Raw genomic sequence first — 25,687 nt, 5'->3', positions numbered from 1 at the left:
GATGCCAACTTGGGGAACTCCAAAAATTATGGCCACGATACATATCAAAATACAAGAAGCCTATGTCGATCGATTAATGGCTATCTTGTCCAAGCATCAAGAATTAAAAATCGACGATATTGAGATCGATCGTTTTTCTCAAGAGGGAAACGTTCAAAAGATGTTAAAAAAGCAAAAACTCATGCAGATAGCGAAAGACTGTGCAACTTTGCCTACGCTCGATCATCGTTCCCCTGATCAAATCCTTGGTTATGATCAAAGCGATAACGGTTTATGGGGTAATGATTGATGGTTATCGATTCATCCGTAGTGATCGCAGTATTGCTGCTCGAGCCGGATGCCGACCAATTATTGAATCAACTCATTGAAGCGGAGACACTTTACCTGAGTGCGGTTAGTCTCGTCGAAACTGCTATGGTCATCGAATATAAGAAAGGCGTTGCCGGTGCCAAAAAATTAGACGAATGGCTTGCTAATTTGTCCCCCATTATTGTCGAATTCGATCATCAGCAGGCCAAACTGGCACGAACAGCATGGCGAGAATACGGTAAAGGCCGACATCCGGCTAAATTGAATTTTGGTGATTGTTGCAGCTACGCGCTTGCCAAACAACTCAACAAGCCATTGCTGTTCAAAGGAAACGATTTTTCCCAAACCGATATGGGATCAAAGTGAATGTTTTAAAAGGGTTACTTTTCTTGCCGTCGGTGCAATCAAAAATAAGAAGATTATCGGCGCTTTGGAATGGCTGGAAAGATTCGCTTACCGTAAGACGGACCGTATCGAAGTTGTGTAGGGTGCGCATCGCGCACCGGGGTTTGGATATGGGTGATTGGTTGCAATGGGCGTTGTCAAGGTGCGCGGCCTACTGTGCTTAGCTTTAGATTTTCAATGTATTTTTAATGCGATTGTCTTGGATTGAGTGCTTTTCTCATAGAGTCGGGTAGATACGGCCATCGAAAATCAGAGGACGATGTCGAGTATTTCTGGTTCCCACGGTCCTCCGTGGGAACCCATACGTTGGTTGCCGAGGCAAGATCGGTATGCATTCCCACGGAGGACCGTGGGAACGAGGAAAAGTTGATTGGTTGCAACGGCGATGCAAAGGTGTGCGGTGCGCAGCCTACTGTGCTTATCTTTTGTGGCTTCGATGGCTTTTTGGGGTGTTTTGCTTGTTCGTCTCCGATTATCGCGATCAGGGGATCGCTCCCACAGCAGCCTGAGCCGAGTTCGATCGCCGGGTGTTGGCGCGGCGTTTTGAAGAAGTTTTGGAATCAGTTGTGTAGGGTGCCGCATCGCGAACAGGGGTTCGGACGTGGTTGATTGGGATAAAAAGGTACTATAAAGGCATTCAATGCCAGTTATCAGTTACTTAAGGCGCGGCGCCTATTGGCATCGATTCGCTATTGCCATGGCAGGCAGGGAAGAGCCGATTTTTTTAGGTGAAGTCCGCAATTGAGTAGGTGGGGATTGTAAACCAAATCATTGTAGCCATTAGAATTATAGCTTTCGGCTAAACTACATCTCGTGCGGCCTCTTCAATGATGCTATCGGGAACGCCCAGTTTCTTTAATGCTGCGATCAATTTCGCTTCTTTGCTAAATGTAAATTGCGCTTCATCTCGGCGTAGCCCTTCACTAATGTATGATTTTAATAACGCCTGATAGCCTGAAAAGCCTTTGTAGGGTGCAATAGCCTTCATAGACTCCACTACATCGACCGGAATACGTAAGGTAATTGAAGTCATTGGACGGTCTTTGGTTAAACGGTTTTTAAGAGTGTCAGAAATCATAGTCATTGCGCTCAGTAATAGTAGCTTTTCTAGCTGAAATCAGACGAATAACTTCGTCTTCAACCTCAATATGCACGACGAAAAGCAATCGGCCAGACTCATCGTAGCCAATAACCGCATCTCGTGCTTCTTGGTTTCGCCCTGCATCAACTACTTTGAAAAAGGGATCAAAGAATGCCTCGGTAGCCTGTTCAAAAGTTATTCCATTGTGTTTCTTAGGATTAGCCGCTGCTTTACGATCATTCCAGGTAAAGGCGATGCCATTTTTTTCAAAGCGGATATCCATTAGGCGATTTTATGCATTATATGTACATTGTCAATACATTATTGGATTTATTAACTTCATAACGAAAATTGTTTACAAAGTACAATTAAAACTAAATTAAGGAGTCAGAGCCTGAGGAAAAAGGTTATTTTTCTTGCCGTCGGTGCAATCAAAAATAAGAAGATTATCGGCGCTTTGGAATGGCTGGAAAGATTCGCTTACCGTAAGACGGACCGTATCGAAGTTGTGTAGGGTGCGCATCGCGCACCGGGGTTTGGATATGGGTGATTGGTTGCAATGGGCGTTGTCAAGGTGCGCGGCCTACTGTGCTTAGCTTTAGATTTTCAATGTATTTTTAATGCGATTGTCTTGGATTGAGTGCTTTTCTCATAGAGTCGGGTAGATACGGCCATCGAAAATCAGAGGACGATGTCGAGTTCATCTAAAGCTTGAAAAAGCTAATAAATAGATATGCTAAACTCCATCCTAATTTCCCCTAATAAGCTCAATCCGTGCCGTGAAAGAAAAATACATCAACTTATTTACCGACTTTGGTTTCAAAAAAGCGTTTGGTGAAGAAGCTAGTAAAGAGCACTTGATCAGCTTTTTAAATACCCTGCTGCCGGAAAAACACCAAATTCAAGAGTTGCAATTCAATCAAAATGAACGTCAGGGGGCTTCGGCTTTAGACCGTAAAGCAATTTTCGACCTCAGCTGTGTCAGCTCGACCGGCGAATACTTCATTGTAGAATTGCAAAAAGCTAAGCAGAACTTCTTTAAAGATCGTAGCGTGTTTTATTCCACTTTTCCGATTCAACAGCAAGCCGAGCGAGGTGACTGGAATTTTAAGTTGGCTGCGGTTTATACGATCGGCATCCTGGATTTTGTCTTTGATGAAGACGAAAACCAAGGCCGTCACGAAGTCGTGCATCGGGTCCAATTGAAAAACCAGCATCATCAGGTTTTTTACGATAAATTGACCTTTATTTATTTGACCCTACCCAATTTCACTAAAACCGAGGATGAACTGGACACGCTGCAAGATAAATGGTTTTACGTGTTCCGCCACCTGCATGAACTGGACGAAATTCCGCCAAGACTGCGCGAAAGGGTCTTCCTGAGCCTGTTCGAAAAAGCCCGGATCGCCCGTTTTCAGCCGGAAGAGCGCGACGCCTATGAGTCCAGTCTGAAATACTACCGCGATCTAAAAAACGTAATCGACACAGCGAGGGATGAAGGAAGAGAAGAAGGAAGAGAAGAGGGTAAAAAAGAAGGAAAAGAAGAAGGTCGGCTTGATGAAAAACGCAACTTAGCGATCAGAATGATCCGCTGGGAGATGAGCGATGAAGACATAGCTGAATTGACTGGGCTCAGCATTGATGCTATTGCCGAAATACGTGCTAACCCTGCGCATTTCATTTCAGATGAGTCCTTATAAAAGAGGCATTGGCGTCAGGTCTAGATATATAGCATTTCCTAAAGTTCATCTTCATTGACTCGGATTGGTTGCAACGGCGTTTTTAAAGTGCGCGATGCGCAACCTAGTATGCTTAGCCGTTGTGGCTTCGATGGCTTTTTGGGGTGTTTTGCCTGTTCGTCCTGGTTTATTCGCTTGTTCCCAATCTATTTGCTTGGGAATGCAGTACGAAAAGCTCCAGCTTCTCGAAACCTTTAAGCAAGAGTTTACGTGAAGGGTTTCACAAACCCGGAGTTTAGGAAACAGCGAAAAATCGGTACGTCGGTTGCCTAACTTATTTCATGCTCATTTCTGAGCTTTATGTTTTCGACTTATTTTTAATGCGGTTGCCCTAGATTTAAGCACCTTTCTCATAGAGCAGGCTAGATACGCTCAGCGAAAATCAGCGGCAAATTCATCAAAAATACCCCTAAAAGCCGATTTATCTCGATAAAAAGTGGGAAACGACAAATGAGCAAATTTCGACATATCAAATATAAATACTCAGCATAAATTTATCGAGAAATGTTGAGGAAACTATGCAGCCGGATGTTCTTTAAGCCATTCTTTTAATGCCTCGTTCATACGCGTTTGCCAGCCGCTGCCGGTCGTCTTGAAGGCATCCAGCACATCGTCAAAACGAACAGACCGACTGATCATTTCTTCAGTCCATTCAGGGTTTTCGTCATCTATCAACTCAGGATTTACTGGCTTGCTCATACCGTTTTACCTTACGTTTATTTGCTTTGCGAAAGCTGATTACCCGAATACCGTTGGCTGTTTCAGTAAAAACCAGCGAATGGACACGTCCTGTCAACAGACCGAATGCAGAGAAACGCACTTCCGGGTATGTCTTGCGGTCGTCAATCCAGATAACAGCGGTTTCAGAATTAAAATCAACCGCGCGTTCAAAGCTCAAGCCGCGTTCAGCGATGTTTTTATTATCCTGGAAAGAGCAGTTGGCATGTGTTGTAGGCCGTTCGTGCTGAGCTAAGTCGAAGCATGAACGGCCTACAACACTTTCACCGGCTTGGTGAAGCCTCAAACTACCGTTCACCCTGAGCCCTTCGGCTACGCTCAGGAGAGCCCTGTCGAAGGGCGAACGGTAGTTTGAGGCTCTCAACTGCTCTTTTTAGGTTAATCGTTTGAACGATTGTTGCTGGGTTGGTTTTTGTAAATGATTTTTCGGATTAATCGTTCGGCTTCTTCCAATTCGTTGTCGAAAATAGTAGTACGGTAAAAATCGGTACGGGTGCCGGCGTTCGAGGTCAAGAGCGGCTCTCCCGTTTCGCTAATGTTGATGCGGGTCAGTGTCGATAGTCCCGGCTGCAGCGGGTGCTCCTGTATTTCTTTCTGGTCAAGGCCGATGCGGACCGGCACGCGCTCGGCGATATGAATGAAATTGCCGGTGGCGTTGTTGGTCGGCAGTACCGCGAATACGCTGCCGGTTCCGGGGTTTAGGCCTTGCACGGTGCCATGGTATAGCCTTTCGCTGCCGTAAGCGTCGATCTTGATTTCCGCGGATTGGCCGGGGCGGATAGAAGCGATTTGGGTTTCGAGAAAATTGGCCTCTATCCAGACTTCGGCTAGCGGCACAATGGCCATTAACGGCATACCGGACTTGATATGATCGCCGACATGCGCGCGGCGATTGGAAACATAGCCCGATACCGGCGCGAAGATGTTGCTGCGCCGATAATCCAAATAGGCTTTTTTGACACGGCTCTTGGCTTTGTCGACGGACGGATGGTTTTCGATGTCGGTTTCGAGCAATTGAGCTTGGATACCCGATTTTTCCGCTTCGGCTTCGCCGATCGCAGCTTCCAATTCACGCAGTTGGTCGCGGGCGTTTTGCACTTGCTGTTCGGATACCGCGCCTTCGAAGAGGGCGCTTTCGTAGCGCTTGAGATCGTGGCGAACCGTTGCCAATGAAGCTTGCCGGGCAATCACGCGATGATTGAGCGTATCTATTCGGGCTTTCAGCGTGACGATGTTTCTGACCGTTTCGGCCAATTCGGCTTTCGCTTGTTGCAGGGCGACTTCGGCATGGTTGCCGTCGAGGCGAATCAATAGGTCGCCGGCTTGCACGGACTGGGTGTCTTCGACCGCGACTTCGACGACGATGCCTTCGGTCAACGCTTTGATAGTGATCAAATGTCCCGCGACGAAGGCGTCGTCGGTAGCGACCCAATCCCGATTCACATACCACCAATAGGCGAAATAGCTCAAGCCGGCCAGCAATATTGCCAGTGTTATGCCTTTCAGTCGGCGGTTACGTTGGCGGAGGATTTCTTTCGGGCGAATCTTTTTGGGTACGGCTGTCGTCATAGTTTGTCGTTTTCGGTATAGCCGCCACCCAGGGCTTTAAAGAGTTGCACGGCGGTTTTGAAACGTTGGTTTTCGAGCGTCGCCAAGTGGTAGCGTTGATCCAAAACCTGAATTCGAGCTTCCAGTAAATTGCTACGATTGTTGAGCCCGGCTCGATTGAGGGTTTGCGCGAGACTTTCATTGCATTGCGCCGCCTCCAACGAACGTTGCTGCTCAGTGAGTCTGGCTTCGACCTCTTGCCAATGCGTCAAAGCATCGGCGACTTCTTGTACGGCATGCAGCAAACTGGCGTTATAGCGCTCCACCGCCGCATCGTAGGTGGCTTCTTGATATGTCAAATTAGCGCGCAAACGACCACCTTCGAAGATCGGAAACTCGATCGAGGGTCCGACGGCATAGGCCAAGCTTGCGCCTTGCAGCATTACGTCGGTCATGCTGACGCTATGCAAGCCGGTAAATGCGATTAGATTGACGTCCGGATAAAATGCGGTTTCGGCGACTTTGATTTCTTCGGCGGCGGCTTGGGCATGCAGCCTGGCTGCGGCGATATCGGGACGGTGTGCGAGCAGGCTCAACGGCAGGTCGGCCGGTAGATTCAATCGTTTCGGAAACAAGCTTGGGTCGGCCGCGATGCTTTGTCCCCAGTCGGGGCCACGTCCGGCGAGCGCCGCGAGCAAATGGCGCTGTAGATCGACCTTGGCGCGAAAAGCGGCTTCGATTTCCCGGGCTTTATTCAATTCGATTTCGGTATTCAGTGGCGCGGAGCGTTCGACCAAGCCGAGCTCGAGCCGAGTCTGTTCGAGTTTTAACAATGCTTCTTTGTGCCGCACGATTTGTTGTATCAGTTTGAGTTTTTCGGCACTTTCGCTCAAGTCGAAATAGCCTTGCGCGACGGTGGCCGATAACAATAATTTGGCGTCGGCCAGTTCGTTTTCGACGGCTACCGCACGGCCGACAGCGGCTTGCAAAGCGGCTTTGTCGCGTCCCCAAAAGTCCAGGTGATAACGCAAGATTAATGGGTTGATCAACATGTGCCGGAAATTTTCTCCGGCGAATTTGACTTGCACGCTGTTCGCGGAAAATCGTTGGGCATTGAAGGTGATGTTGGCATGGATGGTCGGATACAGTTCGGCTGCTTGCGCATCGACCATCGACTGAGCCTGGCTTAGTCGTGCCGCGGTGGCTTTCAGGTCCGGGTTGCTTTCGAGCGAGGCTTCGATCAGGGTTTGTAATTGCGGATTGTTGAAAATGTCCCACCAAGCCGGGTCCGGCCATCGATCGGTCGCCGGCAGTTTTTGCTGTGCCTCGCTAATCGTTTGGCCGATCTCAGGCAACGCATTCATTACGGCGCGTTGCGTGCTTTCGGGAAACCACGCGCAACCGGCTATCAATAGCGTACCGCCGAGCAGGCATGCGCTAACGGTGTGCTGTTTGGCCAGATTACCTGTCATGGCCCCTCCGATAAGGCTTGTTGAGCCTTGCGCCTTAGCGCGCGGGCGATCGTCCATTTAGCCGGTTGCCGGGTCGGATAAGCGAACCAAACCAATATCGATAAGCCGACGAATAGACAGCCCGCCAACCAGTAAGCGTCGTTCATTGCGTTCAGCACCGATTCGCGTTCCACGATTTTGGCCAGTTTAATGAAGGCCTGCCGCTCCGATAGCCCGACTTCAAGCAAAGGTTCGATGGCTTTATCGTAACGAGGGGCGAGTGGCGTTAGCACTTCTGCTATCCGGGTCATATGAAACGGTTTGCGTTGATAGATGATGATGGTTTGCAGCGTGATTCCGAATGCACCTCCGGCAATCCGCATTAGCCCGGCCAATTCGACGGCTCGCCATTGCCTTTCCGGCGGCAGGCCGTGCAGCATCAGCGCGGTCAACGGCACGAAAAAACTGCCCAGACAAATGCCTTCCAATAGCTTGGGCCAGAACAGATCGGCATAGGCGTCGCTTACATCGAAGCGGCTAAGCCAGAAATAGGTCGCCGCGAAGCCGAGTAAATTAAAAGAGGCCAATAGGCGGGCATCGAAGCGTTTGATGATCTCATGGAAGATCCCTCCCATCGGTTTCGCGAAAATTGCCATCGGCAGAAACACTAGTCCGGCCAGCCATGACGAGTAGCCTAGGGTGATTTGCAATTGCACGATCAGCATCGATAGCAGGCCTTGAAAGCACAGAAATCCCAGAAACAGCGATAAGGCGCCGATTGTGAAGTTGCGATGCGCGAACAGTCCGATATCCAAAAACGGATAACGTGCGCCGAGTTCCCAAACGATCCAATAGGCGAGACTGATAGCCATGACGATGATCAAGGCATCCATCAACGGCGAATTCGTCCAATCCCAGTCGTTGCCAATATTTAGAATCGTTTGCAAGCAACCCAGAATTACGGCTATTAAAATAAAACCGGTGAAGTCGAAGCGCCGCCATATTCGCTTGTAGCCGCGCCCATAGAGTAGCGCGCCGACGATTCCGGCAATCGTGAGTGCTACCGGAACGTTGATCCAAAACAACCAGCGCCAACCCAGGGTGTCGGCGATCCAGCCTCCGAAGGGGGGCGCGAAAGTGAAGGGCGTCAAGGTAAATAGGCTCCAGACCCCGATGCCTACCGATTTGCGTTTATCCGGGAACTCTTTGATCAACAGCGATTGTCCGAGCGGTAATGTCAGACCGCCGGCAAAGCCCATGACGATACGTCCGGCCAAATAAACATAGAACGATGAGCTGAAGGCGCAAATCCACGAGGCCAGCGCAAAGATCGTAAAGGCAGCGACAAAGGGGCGGTATTCGCCGATGCGCCGCGACAACCAGCCGCCGACCGGAAAGGCTAGCGCTAAACCGATCATATAATCGGTTTGCGTCCAAGTGGCATAGCTCAACGGAATGCCGAGGCCGCCGGCGACGCGGGGCAGCATCGCGATGTAGGCGCCGGCATTGAATAGGACCAAGGCATGACTCAAGCCTAGGCAGCCATTGAACAAAATAAAGCGCCAACCTTTCAGGCGTTTCGCATAAATGATGCTCATTGCCGCTTAGGATTTCGTAATAAATAACGTCCTGGAACTATGAGCCTTGTTGAGGGTTCGGTCACTCGCTTGGCAGGACGCCGTGAATACGTCCGTGTAGGCTTGACACGGCGAAATCTGATTGCCATGGATGGCATGAATGCAGATTTTGCATTACGCCATGGATGGCGTGTATTAGGGCAATGCAGGAGCAATTGCCGAGGAGCAAAAATCTGCCCTGCCGCCGACACCTGCCAATCGAGCAACCGAACCCTCCTTAAAATAGGGAAGTTATTTACGGCCAAATCCTTAAAACATGGGGGTTGCGAATCTATCAACATATCGAGGCAAGGCTAAAATTGTGTATTGACCGGCGGGGCTTCGACGAAGGGTATTTTAGATGGGTTCAGAGCCGTTTTCCGAAGCGGCAACCCGATGTTGCCGAGCCCACGGTCGACGAGTCGCATGCCCATATCGGTAATCAGTTGTTTGAAGCGTTGGCCTTCGTTGTCGAGTAGTGATTGCGACGAGCCGGAAATCGTATACGTTTCCGCGCTGGTTCTGGCGAAGACCGTGCCGTCGGCCGGATCGACCAAGCGCATGAGAATTTGTAGCGCTGTTTGACCTTCGAAGATTCGATAATGTCCGATGCCGATTTCGAGAACCGCATCAAAACCGACCGAGTCTTTAATCGAGCGGTAATCGATCGAGGATTGCGTTTGTTCGTACCACTGCGCAACCGATTTACGCCAGTCGGCCGGATCGCTGCCGAGCCGCGTCGTGGAGCTAGGCAGCCGGTAATAATGGCTACTCAATTGGGATTTGATGTTGTTAAAGGTCAATTGCGTCACTAGGTTTTCAGCCAAAGCCAGGCTCGGTAGCCAATAGTCTTGGCCGATGAGCGATAGCGAAGGGCGATGCGCACCTTGCTCGGTATCTAGGGTGAACTCGGCAACGACATCTTCATTGCTTATTAACCCTGATATTAATAGTTTGCCCGGATTGAGATAGATCTTTTTGGTCAATGGTGTTGGGATCTCCATGTTCCGGAAGTGACGTTGCACCGGTAGGCGGCTGTCGATGGGATCGGGAATGACTTCGAGGGGCGGCGTCTCGATTGGTACGACGAGAATCTGGCGTAAGTGCGCGGTTTTGTATGCCGTTGCCTTGATCGGTGAGGCCGCGCAGCCGGATAGCGCTATTGGAAGTAATGACACAATTATGCCGGTCATGATAATTCTGATGCAGTTGGGTTGCGGTTTGCCGAAACGAGTAAAAAGTATTCGGTAATCGAAGTCATGTCTATTGTTTGTATTAGGGCTTAGCGGCGTATTCAAGATTGATTCTGGCATCGGTGTGCTCCTGTCTTGAGTTATTCGATTGCTATCATTTAAACGGTGCCGGTAAATGATTTCGGTATCGGATAAACTATTGATCGTGTTGATTGGGGTGTTCCGTCATAGCTTGAGGAGCAGGCAAGCAATTATTGGGCCTAGATATATGTTATTGAATAATAATAGCTATTTTTTAGTGTATTAGTTTCTGTTGTCATAATGACTCTTATCGATGGAATAAGGTTTGCCGTGAGTCACCGGAATTTGCTGGATCAAGTGTGCGCGAACTGTAGGAGGAGGGGGTAGAATAGGAAGTTGTTATATTGACTCTATTTGTGTCTAAATAACACGATACTTTAATCGGATCAGCCCGGGATTGTTGAAATGGATAATGCTATACGTGAAGTAGTGCTCACCTTGACGGCTAATTTGTCGATGAGTGAGCGTTATACCGAATTTTTGAATGTGTTTGCCAGAATTACCGGCAATCATGCGTGTGCCCTGTTGCGTTATCAAGACGGTCTATTGATCCCTGTCGCGACACGCGGTCTTGTTCCCAAGGTCCTCGATATGCAGTTTCAACCGGAGTTTCATCCGCGTTTATCGGTCATCATGCAGTCGCGTGTGCCGGTGCATTTTCCGGCCAACGACCCGAGGCCCGATCCTTATGACGGTCTGCTAAGTAACGATGCGAATGGGACGATTGGGGTTCATGCCTGTGTCGGTTGCGCCTTATATAATGAAAACACTCTATTCGGAGTGTTGTCCGCAGATTCGTTGGAGCCCGGTGCCTTTGATCATATCGAAGACAGCGTGTTTCGTATTTTTGCTGCCTTGGCAACGGTGTCGCTGCGATATGAATCGTATATCAATCGTTTGGAGCAGTTAGCGAAGCACCGTGAATTGGTCGCTAGCGAGTTGGTCAACGAGAACCTACAGCGCAGTAATCAAACCTTGGGTGAAAGTCCGGCAATGCGGAAATTGAGCGGCGAGATCGATATCGTCGCCGGTTCCGATTTGACCGTGCTGCTGCTGGGCGAAACGGGTGTCGGTAAGGAAGTCATCGCGCGTATCATTCATGCCCGTTCGCCGCGAGCCGAGCAGCCCTTGGTTTATGTCAACTGCGCGGCTTTGCCTGAAGCCTTGGCCGAAAGCGAATTATTCGGTCATGTGAAGGGAGCCTTTAGCGGCGCGAATAACGACCGTGCCGGTAAATTCGAATTAGCCAATGGCGGTACGCTATTTTTGGACGAAGTCGGCGAATTGCCGTTGACGATACAGGCGAAATTGTTGCGTGCGGTGCAATTTGGTGAAATCCAGCGTATCGGCTCCGACAAGAGTCATCGAACCGATGTGCGGATCATTGCCGCCACGAACCGAATGTTGGCCGAGGAAGTCAAGGCAGGCCGTTTTCGCGCCGATTTGTATCACAGACTGAGCGTCTATCCATTGCATGTTGCCCCGTTGCGTGAACGTATCGTAGATATTGCCGTGCTGGCCCGGTATTTCCTTAATCAGGCCAGGGTGCGTTTAGGTTTGGTTCACGCTGGACTGGCCGCTGAAACTGTCGAAGTCCTGCAAGATTACCGTTGGCCGGGTAATGTTCGAGAATTGGAGCATGTGATATTGCGTGCGGTGCTTAGGGCCTCGTCGATACGAGGGCGCTCGGTGATACTGGAGCCAGGCGATTTGGATCTCGCAGAGAGGCATGAGACGGTTAAACAAGTCGAGTCGGTCATGCCTGATGTTAAAGACGTTTCGTTGTCGCAGGCGGTCGATGAGTTTCAACGGCAATTGATAAGGACTGCTTATCTCGAAGAGGGATCGAATTGGTCGAAAACGGCCCGTCGTCTTGGTGTCGATCGAGGCAATTTGCACCGTTTGGCTAAACGTTTGGCGATCAAATGATAGTGAATGGCGTGGGCTTTGTGAGCCGCTTTTATGGATAGTAGCTTGAAAAAGGCTATGTTTCCGTTATACCCGTCGTAGATCAAAATTCGGCGCCTGGTGATTGGCATCCACATCTTTGTAGTCTTGAAGCCAGCAACCTGCCGGGATAACGCTTTCGATATTTAGGTTTGAGTATTAATGGATTAGAGAAAAAATTAGTCAATTTAACTGAGTAGTAATATTTATGGGGGTTGAAGGTAGAAAATAGCCAGTTACAATAAATGACATTGAGGTCGCAAAAACTGCAATATGCTGTTACCCAAGCTCCAGCTCTCATCGTTATACATAAGTCAAAAATTACCCTTTTGCAATCTTAGCCAATAAGACCTCGATACCATTTACTGTCACTTAACACTCGCGGATCACCTAGCGCTAGGCGATCCGCGTAGGGTACGCTGTGCGTACCATGGTAACCCCGCAATGTTCATGTGCCAACCGAGCCGCCAGGGCACGGCTTTGGTACGCGCAGCGTACCCTACAATTTATGTATAACGATGAGAGCTCCAGCTTGGGTAACCTGTTCAGGAAGCTCTAGCTTCCCGACAATCAAGAAAAATTGAACGAGCAAGTCGCGGGGTTGATTGAGAGTGAGCGGAGGTTGTGTCGGTCTCAGGAAGCTCTTGCCCTGAGCATGTCGAAGGGGGAGCTTCCGGGGGGGGGGCAAGCTGGAGCTTGGGAAAGAGCGTGATGTGGGTTGGCCGCTTTTAGCTTGACGCGCATGGCTTGCGAACCCCGTCCTGCCAGGGATATGCTGATCTTTGGGCTTTAGCTGAAGAAGCTTGCTAATCAGGTCAAGATATGTTTATTCTTGGAAATTGCCTAAAACCGTGAGCCGGTCAGTTCGACATCGGCTTCCGCCCAAACGTGCAGGAACTGAGTATCGATTTCATCGGCTTCGCGGTTTTTATGCTGTTTGCGTAAGCTTTGCGCTAGTCCGTACAATGACCAGCCGTTTTGCGGATGATGCCGCAAATCCTCGCGATAAACGAGTTCGGCCTCTTGCGGTCGGTTCGCTTCGAGTAAAATAGCCCCCAAGACCTGCCTCGGCGGCAAATACCAATCCTTGGGTTCGGTATAATTGAGGCCGTCTTCGAGTTCAATTGCGTGCTTGAGATGGGCGGTGGCTTTGTCGTAGTCTTTGCTTTCGGCGGCCAGTTCGCTGCTCAGAATATCCGATCCGATTCGCAACAACGATGCGACCGGGTTTAAATCGAACACTTTCAATTCGGCAATAGCTGGATCGTTCGTGATTTTTTCAAGTTGAGCCAGTTCCTGGCGGGCCGGTTCGGCTTGATTTGTTCTGAGTAAAGCCAATCCGCGCGCATAATGCCAGATGCCTTTCGGATAAAGCAGATCGGGAGCCGGGGCAGGTTCATTCAAGATGGCTTCCCATTCTCCGAATAGGGCTTGAGTGTAAATCGGGATCAAGGAAAAATGTTGCAAGGTGCCGTCAAAGCCGGGCTCGCGCAACAATTCCGGTTTGACCTTGGATGCTGTATCGGCGGCCGCCTGGGTAGCCAATGCCTTGCGTCCGGTTTTGATTGCGGCAGCCCATAAGAAATGATAATTATGCGGGACGTAAGCAAGGGTATAGATGCTTTCGGCATGGTTGTGACTCAGATAGCCGTGATCGGATTTAACGGCCTGCTGATTGGCCAAAATCGCATCGCGGTAACGCCCGGTGCGGATATAGATATGCGCAGGCATATGTACCAAATGGCCGGAAGCCGGTACCAAGGACGGCAGGCGTTGAGCGCTCGGAAGTGCTTTTTCGGGGAACGGTGAGGCCTCGAGAGCGTGAATATATAAATGATTGGCGAGTGGATTATTGGCGTCGATAGCCAGCGCCTGTTCTAAAGTCGATACGATTTCCGCTGTCCACGGATTGGCCTCGCCTTGGTTGGTCCAAAAATCCCATGGATGCAAATCCATCAAAGCTTCGGAAAATAGAGAGAGGATGACGGCGTCGTCAGGAAAGCGTTGAGCCACTTCGCGCATAGCCGCCGCATAGGCTTCATCGAGAAATACCCGGTCTGCCGGCGCCTCTTTTACATAACGTTTGGTTAAGGCATGAATCAGGGCTTTTTCTTTGTCGGAGACCGAATCGGCGAGTGTCATCGCTTTTTGTACCGATGCATAGGCTTGTGGGGCACTGCTTGGGTCCATCGGCGCATTAATATTCGGTCCAAGGACTAGCGCTTCGCCCCAATAGCACATGGCGCAGTTCGGGTCCAAGTGATAGGCTTGACGGAATGAACGTGCCGCTTCGGCATGGTTGAAGCCGTAGGTTAGAATCAAGCCTTGGTCGAAATAGCGTTGTACCGCAGTCGATGATGTGGCGATCGGATAGCGGTGGTCGCCCAAATCGTCGAACAACGGTACGGTTTCGACTTGTACGTTATGGCAGCCATGGAGCAGCAGCGCCGAAAACAAGAGCTTTGTTAAATCATGCATACGTTTTTCTTTAGTGTGTGTTGCGAAAAGCGGGCGATGACGATTCGTGGACTGTCATTGCTCATGAATCACTATGTTAGTTTTATTGTTTATAGTTGGGTTCACGGCGTCTTGTCAAGCGAGCCATCGAACCGCAGCAAAGCCTACTATTTGTAGAAGTTATTTTGTGTATATTCCTTAGTTATGTCTGTCACTGTAACAAATGGAGTGTGCTGCCATAAGCGCTGTCGAAACTTTGATCCTAAAAAGAGCGGTTGAGAGCCTCAAACTACCTTCGCCCTGAGCCCTTCGGCTGCGCTCAGGAGAGCCCTGTCGAAGGGTGAACGGTAGTTTGAGGTTTTACCTCACCACAGGCCGATGAAAGTGTTGTAGAACCTTCGTGCTTCGACGTGGCTCAGTACGAACGGTCTACAACACATGCCAACTGCTCTTTTCAGGTTGATGTGAGATAAGTACGAATAAATGGTTTCAAAAAAAGGTTTGTATAATAGCGTATATCGAATATAATGCCGCGTTCATTTAATGTGCGAATGTGGCGGAACTGGTAGACGCGCTGGATTTAGGTTCCAGTAGGGTAGCCTGTGAGAGTTCGAGTCTCTCCATTCGCACCAATAAATTCTATATACATACATTTCAAGTTAGTGTTCCCAACGTTAACTTTTCCAAGTCTTAAGCCTTTATCAGGCGTCTTAATCCAATCGTATCAAAATAGCTGAGGTAAAAAATGCAGGTTTCTGTCGAAAAAACATCGGAATTAAGCAGAAAAATGACCGTGAGCGTGCCTGAAGAGGTCGTTAAGGATAAAATGGAAAGCCGTTTTAAATCCTTGGCGCGCGAAGTCAAATTGGATGGTTTTCGGCCGGGCAAAGTACCTCAGCATGTCATTAAAAAAATGTTCAAGGATAGGGTTCGAGAAGAAATCGCCGGTGATTTGATTCAGTCGACTTATTTTGAAGCCTTGCAAGAACAAAATTTAAGACCGGCAGGATATCCGCATATTCAGCCAATCGATGAGTCGGAGGGCTTCCAATACACGGCGGAGTTCGAAGTCTATCCCGAGATATCTCTTCAAGGAATTGACGGTATCGAAGTGGTTCGAAAAGTGGCGTCTGTTGAGGAAGCCGATCTTGACGCCATGATCGAGCAAATCAGAAATCAAAACAAAACTTGGGCTCTTGTAGAGCGTCCAGCTCAAGCTAATGATCAAGTTTGGATTAGCTTTTCTGGTGTTAGCGAAGGCGAAAATTTCACCGATGGCAAAGTCGACGACTATCCTGTTGAAATCGGCACCAACAAAATGATACCCGGATTCGAAGACAATCTGATTGGTTTGAGTGCCGGCGACGTCAAAACTTTTACCGTGACATTCCCCGAACAATACGGTAACGCCAAGTTGGCAGGTAAGCCTGCGGAGTTTGAAGTTTCTGTAGCCAAGGTTGAAGAGTCTGTGGTTCCTGAAATAGACGCCGAATTTCTGAAAGATTACGGAGTTTTAGATGGCGATTTAACGACCTTCAAAGAGGATGTCAAGGCCAACATGGAACGGGAATTGAGGCAAGCTCTGCGTAACAACCTGAAAACTGCCGTAATGGATAGTTTGTATGCCAATATTTCGGTTACATTGCCTAAAACGCTTGTCGATCAGGAAGTCGAGGAAATAATCAAGCCCTATGTTGAAAACGCCAAAAAGCAAAATCGCAAGCTAGAGGAGTCTGAGTTACCTAGGGATGTTTTTGAGGAGCAGGCGCGTCGAAGAGTTGCTTTAGGCTTGATTCTGAGCGAGGTTATCCAGGCCAACAATATTAAAGTCGATGAAGCGAAAGTGCGATCGACGATTGAAGATATGGCGCAAAGTTACGAGCGTTCTGAGGATGTCATTAATTGGTATTATTCCGATGAAAATCGTCTGAATGAAATTCGACAGCTGGTTTTGGAAGACCAAACCGTTGAGTGGATTGTCGAAAGAGCGAAAGTCACCGATGAAAAAGTCAGTTTCGATGCTATCATGGGCAAGAAGTAACAGATCTTAGGAATGCAAATGCACTATCGAAATGAGTTAAATAATAACATGCAGCCACAGGCAGCCGGCGGTTTGGTCCCAATCGTCATTGAACAGACAGCTCGGGGCGAGCGTTCGTTCGATATTTATTCCCGATTGCTCAAAGAGCGCGTAATTTTTTTGGTAGGGCAAGTCGAAGATTACATGGCCAATCTGGTTGTTGCGCAGTTATTGTTTCTCGAATCGGAAAATCCGGATAAAGACATTCATCTTTATATTAACTCTCCGGGCGGTTCGGTGACCGCAGGTATGTCGATATACGATACAATGCAGTTCATTAAGCCCGATGTCAGTACGATGTGTATCGGTCAAGCCGCTAGTATGGGGGCGTTGTTGTTAACTGGCGGCGCTAAAGGTAAACGTTTTTGTTTGCCTCACTCGCGCATGATGATTCATCAACCTTTGGGCGGTTTTCAGGGGCAAGCTTCCGATATTGATATTCATGCTCGTGAAATATTATCAATAAGAGAAAAGCTCAATAATGTTTTGGCTTTACATACCGGCCAGCCGATTGAAAAGATTCGTTTGGATACCGATAGGGATAACTTCTTGAGTGCGCACGATGCGGTCGAATATGGCTTGATCGATAAGGTCTTGACCAGCCGTGTCGGCGAAACTGTCAAATAACAATTTGCTAATGTTCGGGATATCCTTTTTTACTGAATCGATTGATGCGAATACTTCAGTCTTGGGGTGTGTGGGAGTCTATTTATGAGTAATGACAAAAGCGGTAAAGATGACGACAAGCTTCTTTATTGTTCTTTTTGCGGTAAAAGCCAGCATGAAGTCAGAAAACTGATTGCAGGTCCCTCGGTATACATATGCGACGAGTGCGTCGAGTTGTGTAACGATATTATCAGGGATGAATTGTTGGATGAGTCTTCAGAAGGCGATGGCTCTCTGCCGAAACCGTTAGAAATTAAAAACGTGCTGGATGAATATGTCATCGGGCAGGAACGTGCTAAAAAAACTTTGGCTGTTGCGGTTTATAATCACTATAAACGATTACGCAGCAAATCCAGGAAAGATGAGGTCGAACTGGCGAAGAGTAATATTTTGCTTATCGGTCCGACCGGTTCGGGTAAAACCCTGTTGGCTGAAACATTGGCAAGATTGCTGGATGTTCCTTTCACAATCGCCGATGCGACTACATTAACCGAAGCCGGTTATGTCGGCGAAGATGTCGAAAACATCATTCAAAAAATTCTGCAAAAGTGCGATTACGATGTCGAAAAGGCGGAGTCGGGTATCGTATATATCGATGAAATCGATAAGATATCCAGGAAGGCCGACAATCCGTCGATAACGCGTGATGTTTCCGGTGAGGGTGTGCAGCAAGCGTTATTGAAACTGATCGAAGGTACCGTAGCTTCAGTGCCTCCGCAAGGCGGACGTAAGCATCCTCAGCAAGAATTTTTGCAAGTCAATACGGCGAATATTCTTTTTATCGTAGGTGGTGCGTTCGCGGGATTGGATCGTGTGATCAAGGCCCGTTCCGAGAAAGGCGGTATCGGTTTTTCCGCCGAGGTCAAGGCCAAGGATAACGACAAGAATGTCGGAGAAATTTTTGCCCAGGTCGAAGCGGAGGATTTGATCAAGTATGGCTTGATTCCCGAGTTTGTCGGTCGTCTGCCGGTTGTTGCAACGCTTGAGGAATTGGATGAGGAAGCGTTAGTCAAGATCTTAACCGAACCTAAGAACGCCCTCGTCAAGCAATATCAGCACTTATTTGAAATGGAAGGGGCTGAATTGGAATTTAGAGAAGATTCTTTGCATGCCATTGCTCGCAAGTCTATGGAAAGAAAAACCGGAGCAAGAGGGTTGAGGACCATCGTTGAAAATGTCCTGTTGGATACAATGTATGAGCTGCCTTCAGCGGAAAATATTACAAAGGTGGTCGTGGATGAGGGCGTGATATCGGGCGAGTCTAAGCCGATTTTGGTTTATGAATCCGAGATAAAAAAAGCGGCTTCGGATTCCTGATATCCCTTTTGCTAGTTATACTTAGGTGCAAGACTTCCGTTATCCATGGCGTTATACAAATCTGCTATGGCATAGCTCATTGGCTAAGTAACTATCTTGGTTATTTAGGTGCTAGTCAGGCGAGTCACAGGCCACTACCAAAACGTATCGTTTAGCATATTTCTTGTAACTATTCAGTCCCCCGGAAATTATCGTTCCCACGCAGAGCGTGGGAACGATAGTGGGTGTGAATAATTACTATATTTCTTAGCATAAAAAAGGGCTTTATATGTTACATATAAAGCCCTTTTTTATGCTTAATTGCGATGGTTATTCGTTCAAAACTTGCTATTTTAATAAGTGGCCTTATATTAAGTTATTAAGAAATAATAAATGACCCCTTTTGTGGAAGCTTATTGAAATGACAGTTATACATCAAACAAAAATGATCGTGCCGGTTTTGCCGTTAAGAGATGTCGTGGTTTATCCGCACATGGTGATTCCATTATTTGTGGGAAGGGAAAAATCGATTGTCGCGCTCGATTCGGCAATGAAGGATAACAAGCAAGTGCTTTTAGTCGCACAAAAGGAAGCCGAAGTCGATGATCCGGATTTTACTGATTTATATCAGGTGGGAACATTGGCGAATATCCTCCAATTGCTTAAATTGCCTGACGGAACCGTAAAAGTGCTAGTCGAGGGTGGTAAACGCTGCCAGGTAGATAAATATGAGTTTTCCGACGGTTATTTTTCGGCCCTGGTCTCCGAGATTAATGACATTATTACGATGTCTGAGCAAGAGCAGGAAGTCTTGCAACGTACTGCAATGGGATCTTTCGATCAATATGTCAAGCTGAACAACAAGATTCCTCCCGAGGTGTTGAATGCGCTGGCCGGTATCGACGATCCGGGGCGTTTCGCCGATACCGTGGCGGCTCACATGACGCTGAAAGTTTCCGATAAACAAACGATCTTGGAATTGTCCGATATTCAGCAGCGTTTGGAAGCATTGATGACTCTGATGGAGGGCGAAGTCGATTTACTCGAAATGGAGAAGAGTATTCGCGGGCGCGTCAAGCAGCAAATGGAGAAAAACCAAAGGGAGTATTATCTGAATGAACAGATGAAGGCGATACAAAAGGAGTTGGGAGAAATGGACGATGCGCCTTACGAAATCGAAGAGCTCGAAAAGAAAATCAATTCGGCGGGCATGACGGCGGAAGCGAAAGAGAAGGCGACCGCTGAGCTCAATAAGTTGAAAATGATGTCGCCGATGTCGGCAGAAGCGACTGTGGTGCGTAACTATATCGATTGGATGGTTAATGTGCCATGGAAAAAGAAGACCAAAGTTAGGCATGATTTAAAAGTGGCGGAAGAGGTATTGGAAGCCGAGCATTACGGGCTTGAAAAAGTGAAAGAAAGGATTCTTGAGTATTTGGCCGTGCAACAAAGAGTTAAACGCTTGAAGGGGCCTATCTTATGCTTAGTGGGTCCTCCTGGTGTCGGCAAGACTTCGTTGGGCGAATCGATTGCGCGTGCAACTAATCGTAAATATGTACGCATGGCATTAGGCGGGGTTAGGGATGAGGCCGAAATTCGCGGGCATCGGCGTACTTATATCGGTTCTATGCCCGGCAAGATTCTGCAGAATTTGGCTAAGGTGAAAACGCGAAACCCGATGTTTCTATTGGACGAAATCGACAAAATGGCTGCCGATTTTCGTGGCGATCCCGCATCGGCATTGTTAGAGGTCCTCGATCCCGAGCAAAATCACACCTTTTCGGATCATTATCTAGAAGTGGATTTCGATCTGTCCGATGTGATGTTTGTAGCGACGGCCAATACGATGAATATTCCGGCGGCATTACTTGATCGCATGGAGGTTATTCGTCTCGCCGGCTACACTGAAGATGAAAAAATCAACATCGCGATGCGTTATTTGATTCCCAAGCAAATCAAAAATAACGGTTTGAAAGAAAAAGAAATCGATATTGATGAATCGGCGGTCAGGGATATTATTCGTTACTATACGCGAGAGGCCGGTGTCAGAAGCTTGGAACGTGAGATTTCTAAAATTTGCCGTAAAGTCGTTAAGGATTTGTTGCTTCAACAAAAAGACGCTAAGGTACTAGTTAATTCGACTAATCTGGGTAAATATTTGGGCGTTAGGCGTTTCAATTACGGATTGGCGGAAGAGCATGATCAAATCGGCCAAGTGACCGGTTTGGCGTGGACCGAGGTTGGCGGCGAATTGCTGACGATTGAGACAGCTGTTATTCCGGGTAAAGGCAAGCAAACCGCAACCGGAAAACTCGGAGATGTGATGAAAGAGTCTATCGAGGCGGCAATGACGGTGGTGCGAAGTCGTGCGGCTGTGCTCGATATCGATAATGAAGTTTTTCAAAAAAACGATATTCACATTCATGTCCCTGAAGGGGCGACACCGAAAGATGGGCCTAGTGCCGGTATCGGGATGTGTACCGCGATTATTTCCGCATTGACCAAAATACCGGTTAAGGCTAGTGTAGCAATGACGGGGGAAATCACATTAAGAGGCGAAGTATTGCCTATCGGCGGTCTGAAAGAAAAGCTGCTGGCCGCTCATCGCGGAGGCATTACTACGGTATTGATTCCGGCGGAAAATGAAAAAGATTTAGCCGAGATTCCGGTAAATATAAAAGAAAAGCTGACGATTAAATGTGTACATTGGATCGATGAGGTCTTGGTTGAAGCGTTGCAGTACATGCCGGTTCCCGGGAATAAGAAAAAATCGATTGAACATGCAAAAAAAACCGAAGCGGCTGCTAAAGCAAAAAAACAGAATGTAACCGCGCATTAATCGACCTTTTTTTGTTAAAGTGTGGGTAAAACCGGAAAATGCCTGGTCTGGAGAGTTTAAAGCTTGACACTTAAGGAGTCGTGTTGATATAAATGTCCGCTTTCTTATGTAGCGGGGGGCGACATAAGAGAATAAGCGCTTTGCTTATACACTTAACTTTAATAATTTCCTAGGGGGAATAATGAACAAATCTGAACTTATTGATGCTATCGCGGATTCATCAGGATTAACGAAAGCGGATGCCGGTCGTGCTTTAGATGGTTTTTTAACTGCGGTAACAACAGCTTTAAGCAAAGGCGATTCTTTAGCGTTGGTTGGTTTCGGTACGTTTTCTGTCAAAGAAAGAGCAGAGCGCAAAGGACGTAATCCGCAAACAGGTGAAGAAATCACCATTAGTGCAGCAAAAATTCCTACATTTAAAGCTGGTAAATCTTTAAAAGATGCTGTAAACTAGCGCTTCTTTAGTCGGGTGCTTAGCTCAGCTGGGAGAGCATCGCCCTTACAAGGCGAGGGTCGGGGGTTCGATCCCCTCAGCACCCACCACAGACTTAGGAGCGGTAGTTCAGTTGGTTAGAATACCGGCCTGTCACGCCGGGGGTCGCGGGTTCGAGCCCCGTCCGCTCCGCCAAATATAAAACCCCGGGCCGTTACACGGTTCGGGGTTTTTTTTTGCGTCGATTAAAGGTAGCTATTACTCCAATCTGATCGGAAGAGCATCCTAATTTCTGGAGGAGCTGGGTTATGGCGTTAAGATTGCCGCCAAACTCGCATGGAAAGGATCATCCAGACTCTAAATCCAAGCGTTTTAATTACTGCTGTTGAGACCGCAGGGTCTGAGTGGATGTGTTCTCCCAGCACCTAAGGATTTCGTGATAAATAACGTATTTGGGCTATGAGCTTGTTGAGGATTCGGCAACTCGCTTGACAGGCCCGGCACCTAAATTCCAATAGCTCATTGGTTATGGTTAACTATACTGGATCATTTAGGTGCTGGATCTTTGACGGGGAGGGCGGGGCCGAATTTTGATCTACGAAAAGTATAACAAGGGTCGAATGGAAATTTGGCGGTAGCCTAAGAATCAATGCACATGAGTGTTCTTACAAATCAAGTTACTTTTATTTAAGGATCTAGCATATGCTGACAAAGATAAGAGAAAAAGCGCAGGGCGTGTTCTCGTGGGTCATTCTGATTGCAATCACAGTGCCTTTTGCTTTATGGGGAATTCAAAACTATGTCGATGTCGGGAAAGAAACTCCGGTTGCATCGGTCGGCGATAGAGATTTTTTTCAACGCGATGTATCTAAAGCTTACGCTCAATTCAGTCAAAGTTTGCAAGGTTTGGATATTGAAGAGGAAACGCTTAAGCAGCAAGCGCTGCAAAAATTGATTCAAGATGAGGTGCTTTTGCAGCATGTGCAATCGCAAGGCTTAGTGATAACCGATAAAACGGCTAGGGATTTTATCCAGTCCTTGGATTACTTTCAGGTAGATGGCCGGTTTGATAAAAACCAATACCAAGCATTACTGGGTTCTCAAGGCATGTCTTCGATGGAGTTTGTAGGCAGAATTAAGAATGCATTGATGATGGAGCAGTTTCAACATGCGGTTGTTAAAAGCAGTTTTGCCACACTATACGATGTTGAAAGTTTTTTTAAAATTCAAAATCAACTACGGGATATTGAATATTTGACCGTTTCGGTCAAAAGGATTGACGAGCAGCCCGGTGAAGAAGAAATTGAGGCTTTTTACCGGCAATATCAAGATAATTATCGTACCCCCGAGCAAGTTTCGGTCGATTATATCGAGTTATCGCTAATTGAGCTTGCCGACGCGGTCGAAGTTGTCGACGATAAATTGCGTGCATTTTATGAAGAGCAAAAGGATTTTTTCAGCACTAAAGAGCGCCGAAAAATCAGCCACATACTGTTTGCAGTGACTAGTGAAACCGATGATGCGGCGGCGTTGGCAAAGGCTCAGGCAGCGAAACAGCAATTGCAAACCGAATCGTTTGCTAAAGTTGCGGAAGCTTTGTCCGATGATAAATTAACGGCAAAATCCGGCGGTGATTTAGGACTGTTCGAAGCCGGCGTGATGGAAAAAGCTTTCGAGGATGCTGCGAGTGCGTTGCAATTGGGTGAGGTTTCCGATCCGGTTAGATCGGCTTTCGGTTATCACCTGATTAAAGTGACCGAACTGGTTCCCCGAGAAACTAAGTCTTTCGAGGACGTTAAGGATGAAGTAATACGATCCTATCAAAAAACGGAAGCCGAAAATAAATATTACGAGCTTGGGCAAACGCTGACGGAGTTCAGCTATGAGCATTCCGAAGACTTGCTCGAAGTAGCGGACGCATTAGGGTTGACTATTAAAACGACGAAACTCTTTACCCGTGACCAAGGCGAAGGAATCGCTGCGGAACAGTTGGTTCGTAATGCGGCATTTTCTGAAGATGTCTTGAAAGGCAATAACAGCGAGCCGCTCGAGTTGGAGGGCGATCGATTGATCGTATTGCATGTCAAGGATCATCAGCCTGCTGCCGTGCGCGAACTGGCTGAAGTCAAGAATGACGTCATCGAAGCGTTGTTGGTATCGAAATCTAGACGGCAGGCTGAAGAGCGCGTCTTCGATCTTAAAAGCCGGGCAATAGCCGGCGAGAGCTTGAAGAAATTAGCCGAAGAAGCAAACGATGTTAGTCACAAATCGATAACAGGCTTGTCGCGGACCAGTGCGGAAGTTCCTGGCGAACTTTTGCAGGCTGTTTTTAAAGCCGCCAAACCTGTCGCTGATCAGCCGAATCTTTTTGTCGCGCCTTTGAGCAGCGGTGAGCAAGTGTTGGTTAGCTTGCAGAATGTTACCGATGGCAAGATGACTGAAGAAGACAAAAAACGCATGGAATTGGCAACCAAAAATATTGCCAATGCTTTAGGTCAGTCGTTATTTAGTGCGGTAATGGCTAATTTGCAAGAAAAGGCCGATGTAATTGTCCGATCAAAATGATTGAGTCCGGATCTTGGGGCAGCGTTTTAGCAAAAGCGTTGCCTTATCGGATTTAAAACGGCATAACGTTCATGAAGGCCCGGCCATCGCCCCGGCAAATGAAAGTGCGAGGAATGGCTGGGTACGGTTACTCGCCCGACAGGACGCCGTAAACCCAGCACCTAAATTCCATAGCCTATTGGCCATGATTGATTACATTGATAATTTAGGTGCTGGGTAAATACGTCCATGTAGGCTCGACGGCGGCGACTGATTGCCATGGATGGCATGAATGCAGATTTTGCAGGAGCAAAAATCTGCCCTGCCGCCGACGCCTGTCGATCGAGCAACCGCACCCGCTTCGGTTCGCATACTTTCACAGTCAAAAAAGGGAGCTTAAAGCTCCCTTTTTTGACTGCGTTATTCTTGGAAAGAATTAGGATGCAGCTAAACCCGCTATGTTATAGCCTGCGTCAACATAGGTGATTTCTCCGGTGATGCCGGAAGCCAGGTCCGAACATAAAAATGCCGCTGCGTTGCCGACTTCTTCAATGGTGACATTCTTTTTCAAAGGAGACGTATCGGCCGCTTTACTCAGCATCGCCTTAAAATTGTTGATGCCGGAAGCGGCTAGTGTTCTAATGGGGCCGGCTGAAACCGCGTTGACACGGGTGCCTTCGGCACCTAAGGCTACGGCCATATAGCGGACATTGGCTTCCAGGCTGGCTTTGGCGACACCCATGACATTGTAATTCGGGATCGCGCGTTCGGCGCCTAGATAGCTTAGCGTTAACAAGGCGCCGTTGCGTCCTTTCATCATCGGTCGGCCCGCTTTGGCTAGTGCGGTAAAGCTGTAAGAACTGATATCGTGAGCGATTTGAAAATTCTCTCGGGTCGTGGCTTCGACATAATCGCCGTCCAGCGCTTCTCTAGGCGCATAAGCCACCGAATGCACGATGCAGTCCAATCCATCCCAATGCTTGCCCAGTTCCTTGAATACGCCTTCAATATGGTCGTCATTGCTGACATCGCATTCGACAGTGATATTGGAGCCGCACTCGGCGGCCATTTTGACGACACGTTCTTGCAATTTGTCGTTTTGGAACGTAAATGCCAGTTCGGCACCTTCACGGTGCATTGCCTTGGCAATACCCCAAGCGATTGAGCGGTTGCTGGCCAAGCCGACAATCAAGACACGTTTGCCTTGCATGAAACCCATATGATCTCTCCATTGGTTTATTGTTAGAATAACGCAAAGTATCTC

The 25,687-nt window shown here is 48.0% G+C and carries 20 protein-coding genes and 3 tRNA genes; 13 read left to right on the top strand and 10 right to left on the bottom strand.

The features are described 5' to 3' along the window. Positions 1-28: 28 nt before the first annotated feature. Complete coding sequence (locus ACRJJO_RS08155) at positions 29-289, top strand: hypothetical protein (RefSeq protein ID WP_431065344.1); 261 nt, start codon at positions 29-31, stop codon at positions 287-289. Further along, a complete protein-coding gene (locus ACRJJO_RS08150) occupies positions 289-675 on the top strand; it encodes a type II toxin-antitoxin system VapC family toxin (protein WP_404356657.1) in 387 nt (128 codons plus the stop codon). The genes ACRJJO_RS08155 and ACRJJO_RS08150 overlap by 1 nt, the downstream gene beginning before the upstream one ends. An 838-nt stretch (positions 676-1,513) precedes the next feature. Here ACRJJO_RS08150 and ACRJJO_RS08145 read toward each other — a convergent pair. Then, positions 1,514-1,792, bottom strand: coding sequence for a hypothetical protein (locus ACRJJO_RS08145; protein WP_431065343.1), 279 nt, complete (start codon positions 1,790-1,792; stop codon positions 1,514-1,516). Then, on the bottom strand, positions 1,782-2,078 hold the full coding sequence (locus ACRJJO_RS08140) for a BrnT family toxin (RefSeq protein ID WP_431065342.1): 297 nt from the start codon (positions 2,076-2,078) through the stop codon (positions 1,782-1,784). The genes ACRJJO_RS08145 and ACRJJO_RS08140 overlap by 11 nt, the downstream gene beginning before the upstream one ends. Before the next feature lie 496 nt (positions 2,079-2,574). On the opposite strand from ACRJJO_RS08140, the gene ACRJJO_RS08135 reads away from it, so the two are divergent. Further along, the gene (locus ACRJJO_RS08135; protein ID WP_431065341.1) at positions 2,575-3,495 is read left to right on the top strand and encodes an Rpn family recombination-promoting nuclease/putative transposase; all 921 of its coding nucleotides are present in this window, start codon (positions 2,575-2,577) and stop codon (positions 3,493-3,495) included. Between the two features lie 555 nt (positions 3,496-4,050). Here ACRJJO_RS08135 and ACRJJO_RS08130 read toward each other — a convergent pair. The 6 genes from ACRJJO_RS08130 to ACRJJO_RS08105 form a co-directional block, all read right to left on the bottom strand. Beyond that, complete coding sequence (locus ACRJJO_RS08130; protein WP_431065340.1) at positions 4,051-4,233, bottom strand: BrnA antitoxin family protein; 183 nt, start codon at positions 4,231-4,233, stop codon at positions 4,051-4,053. Beyond that, positions 4,211-4,570, bottom strand: coding sequence for a BrnT family toxin (locus ACRJJO_RS08125; protein ID WP_431065339.1), 360 nt, complete (start codon positions 4,568-4,570; stop codon positions 4,211-4,213). Before ACRJJO_RS08125 ends, ACRJJO_RS08130 begins: the two co-directional genes overlap by 23 nt. A gap of 80 nt (positions 4,571-4,650) precedes the next feature. After that, positions 4,651-5,841, bottom strand: a complete 1,191-nt coding sequence (locus ACRJJO_RS08120) for an efflux RND transporter periplasmic adaptor subunit (protein WP_431065338.1) — start codon at positions 5,839-5,841, stop codon at positions 4,651-4,653. Continuing rightward, a complete protein-coding gene (locus ACRJJO_RS08115) occupies positions 5,838-7,292 on the bottom strand; it encodes an efflux transporter outer membrane subunit (RefSeq protein WP_431065337.1) in 1,455 nt (484 codons plus the stop codon). The genes ACRJJO_RS08120 and ACRJJO_RS08115 overlap by 4 nt, the downstream gene beginning before the upstream one ends. Continuing rightward, on the bottom strand, positions 7,289-8,869 hold the full coding sequence (locus tag ACRJJO_RS08110; protein WP_431065336.1) for a DHA2 family efflux MFS transporter permease subunit: 1,581 nt from the start codon (positions 8,867-8,869) through the stop codon (positions 7,289-7,291). Before ACRJJO_RS08110 ends, ACRJJO_RS08115 begins: the two co-directional genes overlap by 4 nt. Positions 8,870-9,201: 332 nt before the next feature. Next, positions 9,202-10,200 carry a hypothetical protein gene (locus ACRJJO_RS08105; RefSeq protein WP_431065335.1) on the bottom strand — a complete coding sequence of 333 codons (999 nt, stop codon included), beginning with the start codon at positions 10,198-10,200 and terminating at the stop codon, positions 9,202-9,204. Positions 10,201-10,566: 366 nt separating this feature from the next. Here ACRJJO_RS08105 and norR point away from each other — a divergent pair, with 366 nt between their 5' ends. Beyond that, the gene (gene norR / locus ACRJJO_RS08100; protein WP_431065334.1) at positions 10,567-12,090 is read left to right on the top strand and encodes a nitric oxide reductase transcriptional regulator NorR; all 1,524 of its coding nucleotides are present in this window, start codon (positions 10,567-10,569) and stop codon (positions 12,088-12,090) included. Positions 12,091-12,951: 861 nt separating this feature from the next. Here the strand turns inward: norR and ACRJJO_RS08095 are convergent. Then, positions 12,952-14,586 (bottom strand): hypothetical protein, encoded by a 1,635-nt coding sequence (locus ACRJJO_RS08095; protein WP_431065333.1) that lies wholly within the window; start codon positions 14,584-14,586, stop codon positions 12,952-12,954. 526 nt (positions 14,587-15,112) lie between these two features. Between ACRJJO_RS08095 and ACRJJO_RS08090 the strand changes: the two genes are divergently transcribed. The 9 genes from ACRJJO_RS08090 (at position 15,113) to ACRJJO_RS08050 (ending at position 24,444) form a co-directional block, all read left to right on the top strand. Then, a tRNA-Leu gene (locus ACRJJO_RS08090) sits at positions 15,113-15,197 on the top strand. A gap of 113 nt (positions 15,198-15,310) precedes the next feature. Continuing rightward, positions 15,311-16,606, top strand: coding sequence for a trigger factor (tig, locus tag ACRJJO_RS08085; RefSeq protein ID WP_431065332.1), 1,296 nt, complete (start codon positions 15,311-15,313; stop codon positions 16,604-16,606). Positions 16,607-16,624: 18 nt separating this feature from the next. Then, entirely contained in the window at positions 16,625-17,272 is a 648-nt protein-coding gene (clpP, locus tag ACRJJO_RS08080) for an ATP-dependent Clp endopeptidase proteolytic subunit ClpP (RefSeq protein ID WP_431065331.1), read from the top strand. Positions 17,273-17,356: 84 nt separating this feature from the next. Beyond that, positions 17,357-18,628, top strand: coding sequence for an ATP-dependent Clp protease ATP-binding subunit ClpX (clpX, locus tag ACRJJO_RS08075; RefSeq protein WP_341327972.1), 1,272 nt, complete (start codon positions 17,357-17,359; stop codon positions 18,626-18,628). A 400-nt stretch (positions 18,629-19,028) separates the two neighbouring features. Then, a complete protein-coding gene (gene lon, locus ACRJJO_RS08070) occupies positions 19,029-21,446 on the top strand; it encodes an endopeptidase La (protein WP_431065330.1) in 2,418 nt (805 codons plus the stop codon). Positions 21,447-21,627: 181 nt separating this feature from the next. Beyond that, the gene (locus tag ACRJJO_RS08065; RefSeq protein ID WP_431065329.1) at positions 21,628-21,900 is read left to right on the top strand and encodes an HU family DNA-binding protein; all 273 of its coding nucleotides are present in this window, start codon (positions 21,628-21,630) and stop codon (positions 21,898-21,900) included. Between the two features lie 13 nt (positions 21,901-21,913). Beyond that, positions 21,914-21,989: transfer RNA gene (locus ACRJJO_RS08060), tRNA-Val, on the top strand. A gap of 8 nt (positions 21,990-21,997) precedes the next feature. Then, positions 21,998-22,074: transfer RNA gene (locus ACRJJO_RS08055), tRNA-Asp, on the top strand. 507 nt (positions 22,075-22,581) lie between these two features. Then, on the top strand, positions 22,582-24,444 hold the full coding sequence (locus ACRJJO_RS08050; RefSeq protein WP_431065328.1) for a SurA N-terminal domain-containing protein: 1,863 nt from the start codon (positions 22,582-22,584) through the stop codon (positions 24,442-24,444). A 415-nt stretch (positions 24,445-24,859) separates the two neighbouring features. Here the strand turns inward: ACRJJO_RS08050 and ACRJJO_RS08045 are convergent, their stop codons facing one another. After that, positions 24,860-25,642 carry an enoyl-ACP reductase FabI gene (locus ACRJJO_RS08045; RefSeq protein ID WP_014149471.1) on the bottom strand — a complete coding sequence of 261 codons (783 nt, stop codon included), beginning with the start codon at positions 25,640-25,642 and terminating at the stop codon, positions 24,860-24,862. Positions 25,643-25,687 lie beyond the last annotated feature (45 nt).

Source organism: Methylotuvimicrobium sp., assembly GCF_050611805.1.
GTDB lineage: Bacteria > Pseudomonadota > Gammaproteobacteria > Methylococcales > Methylomonadaceae > Methylotuvimicrobium.
This window is presented reverse-complemented; position numbering and strand designations above follow the sequence as displayed.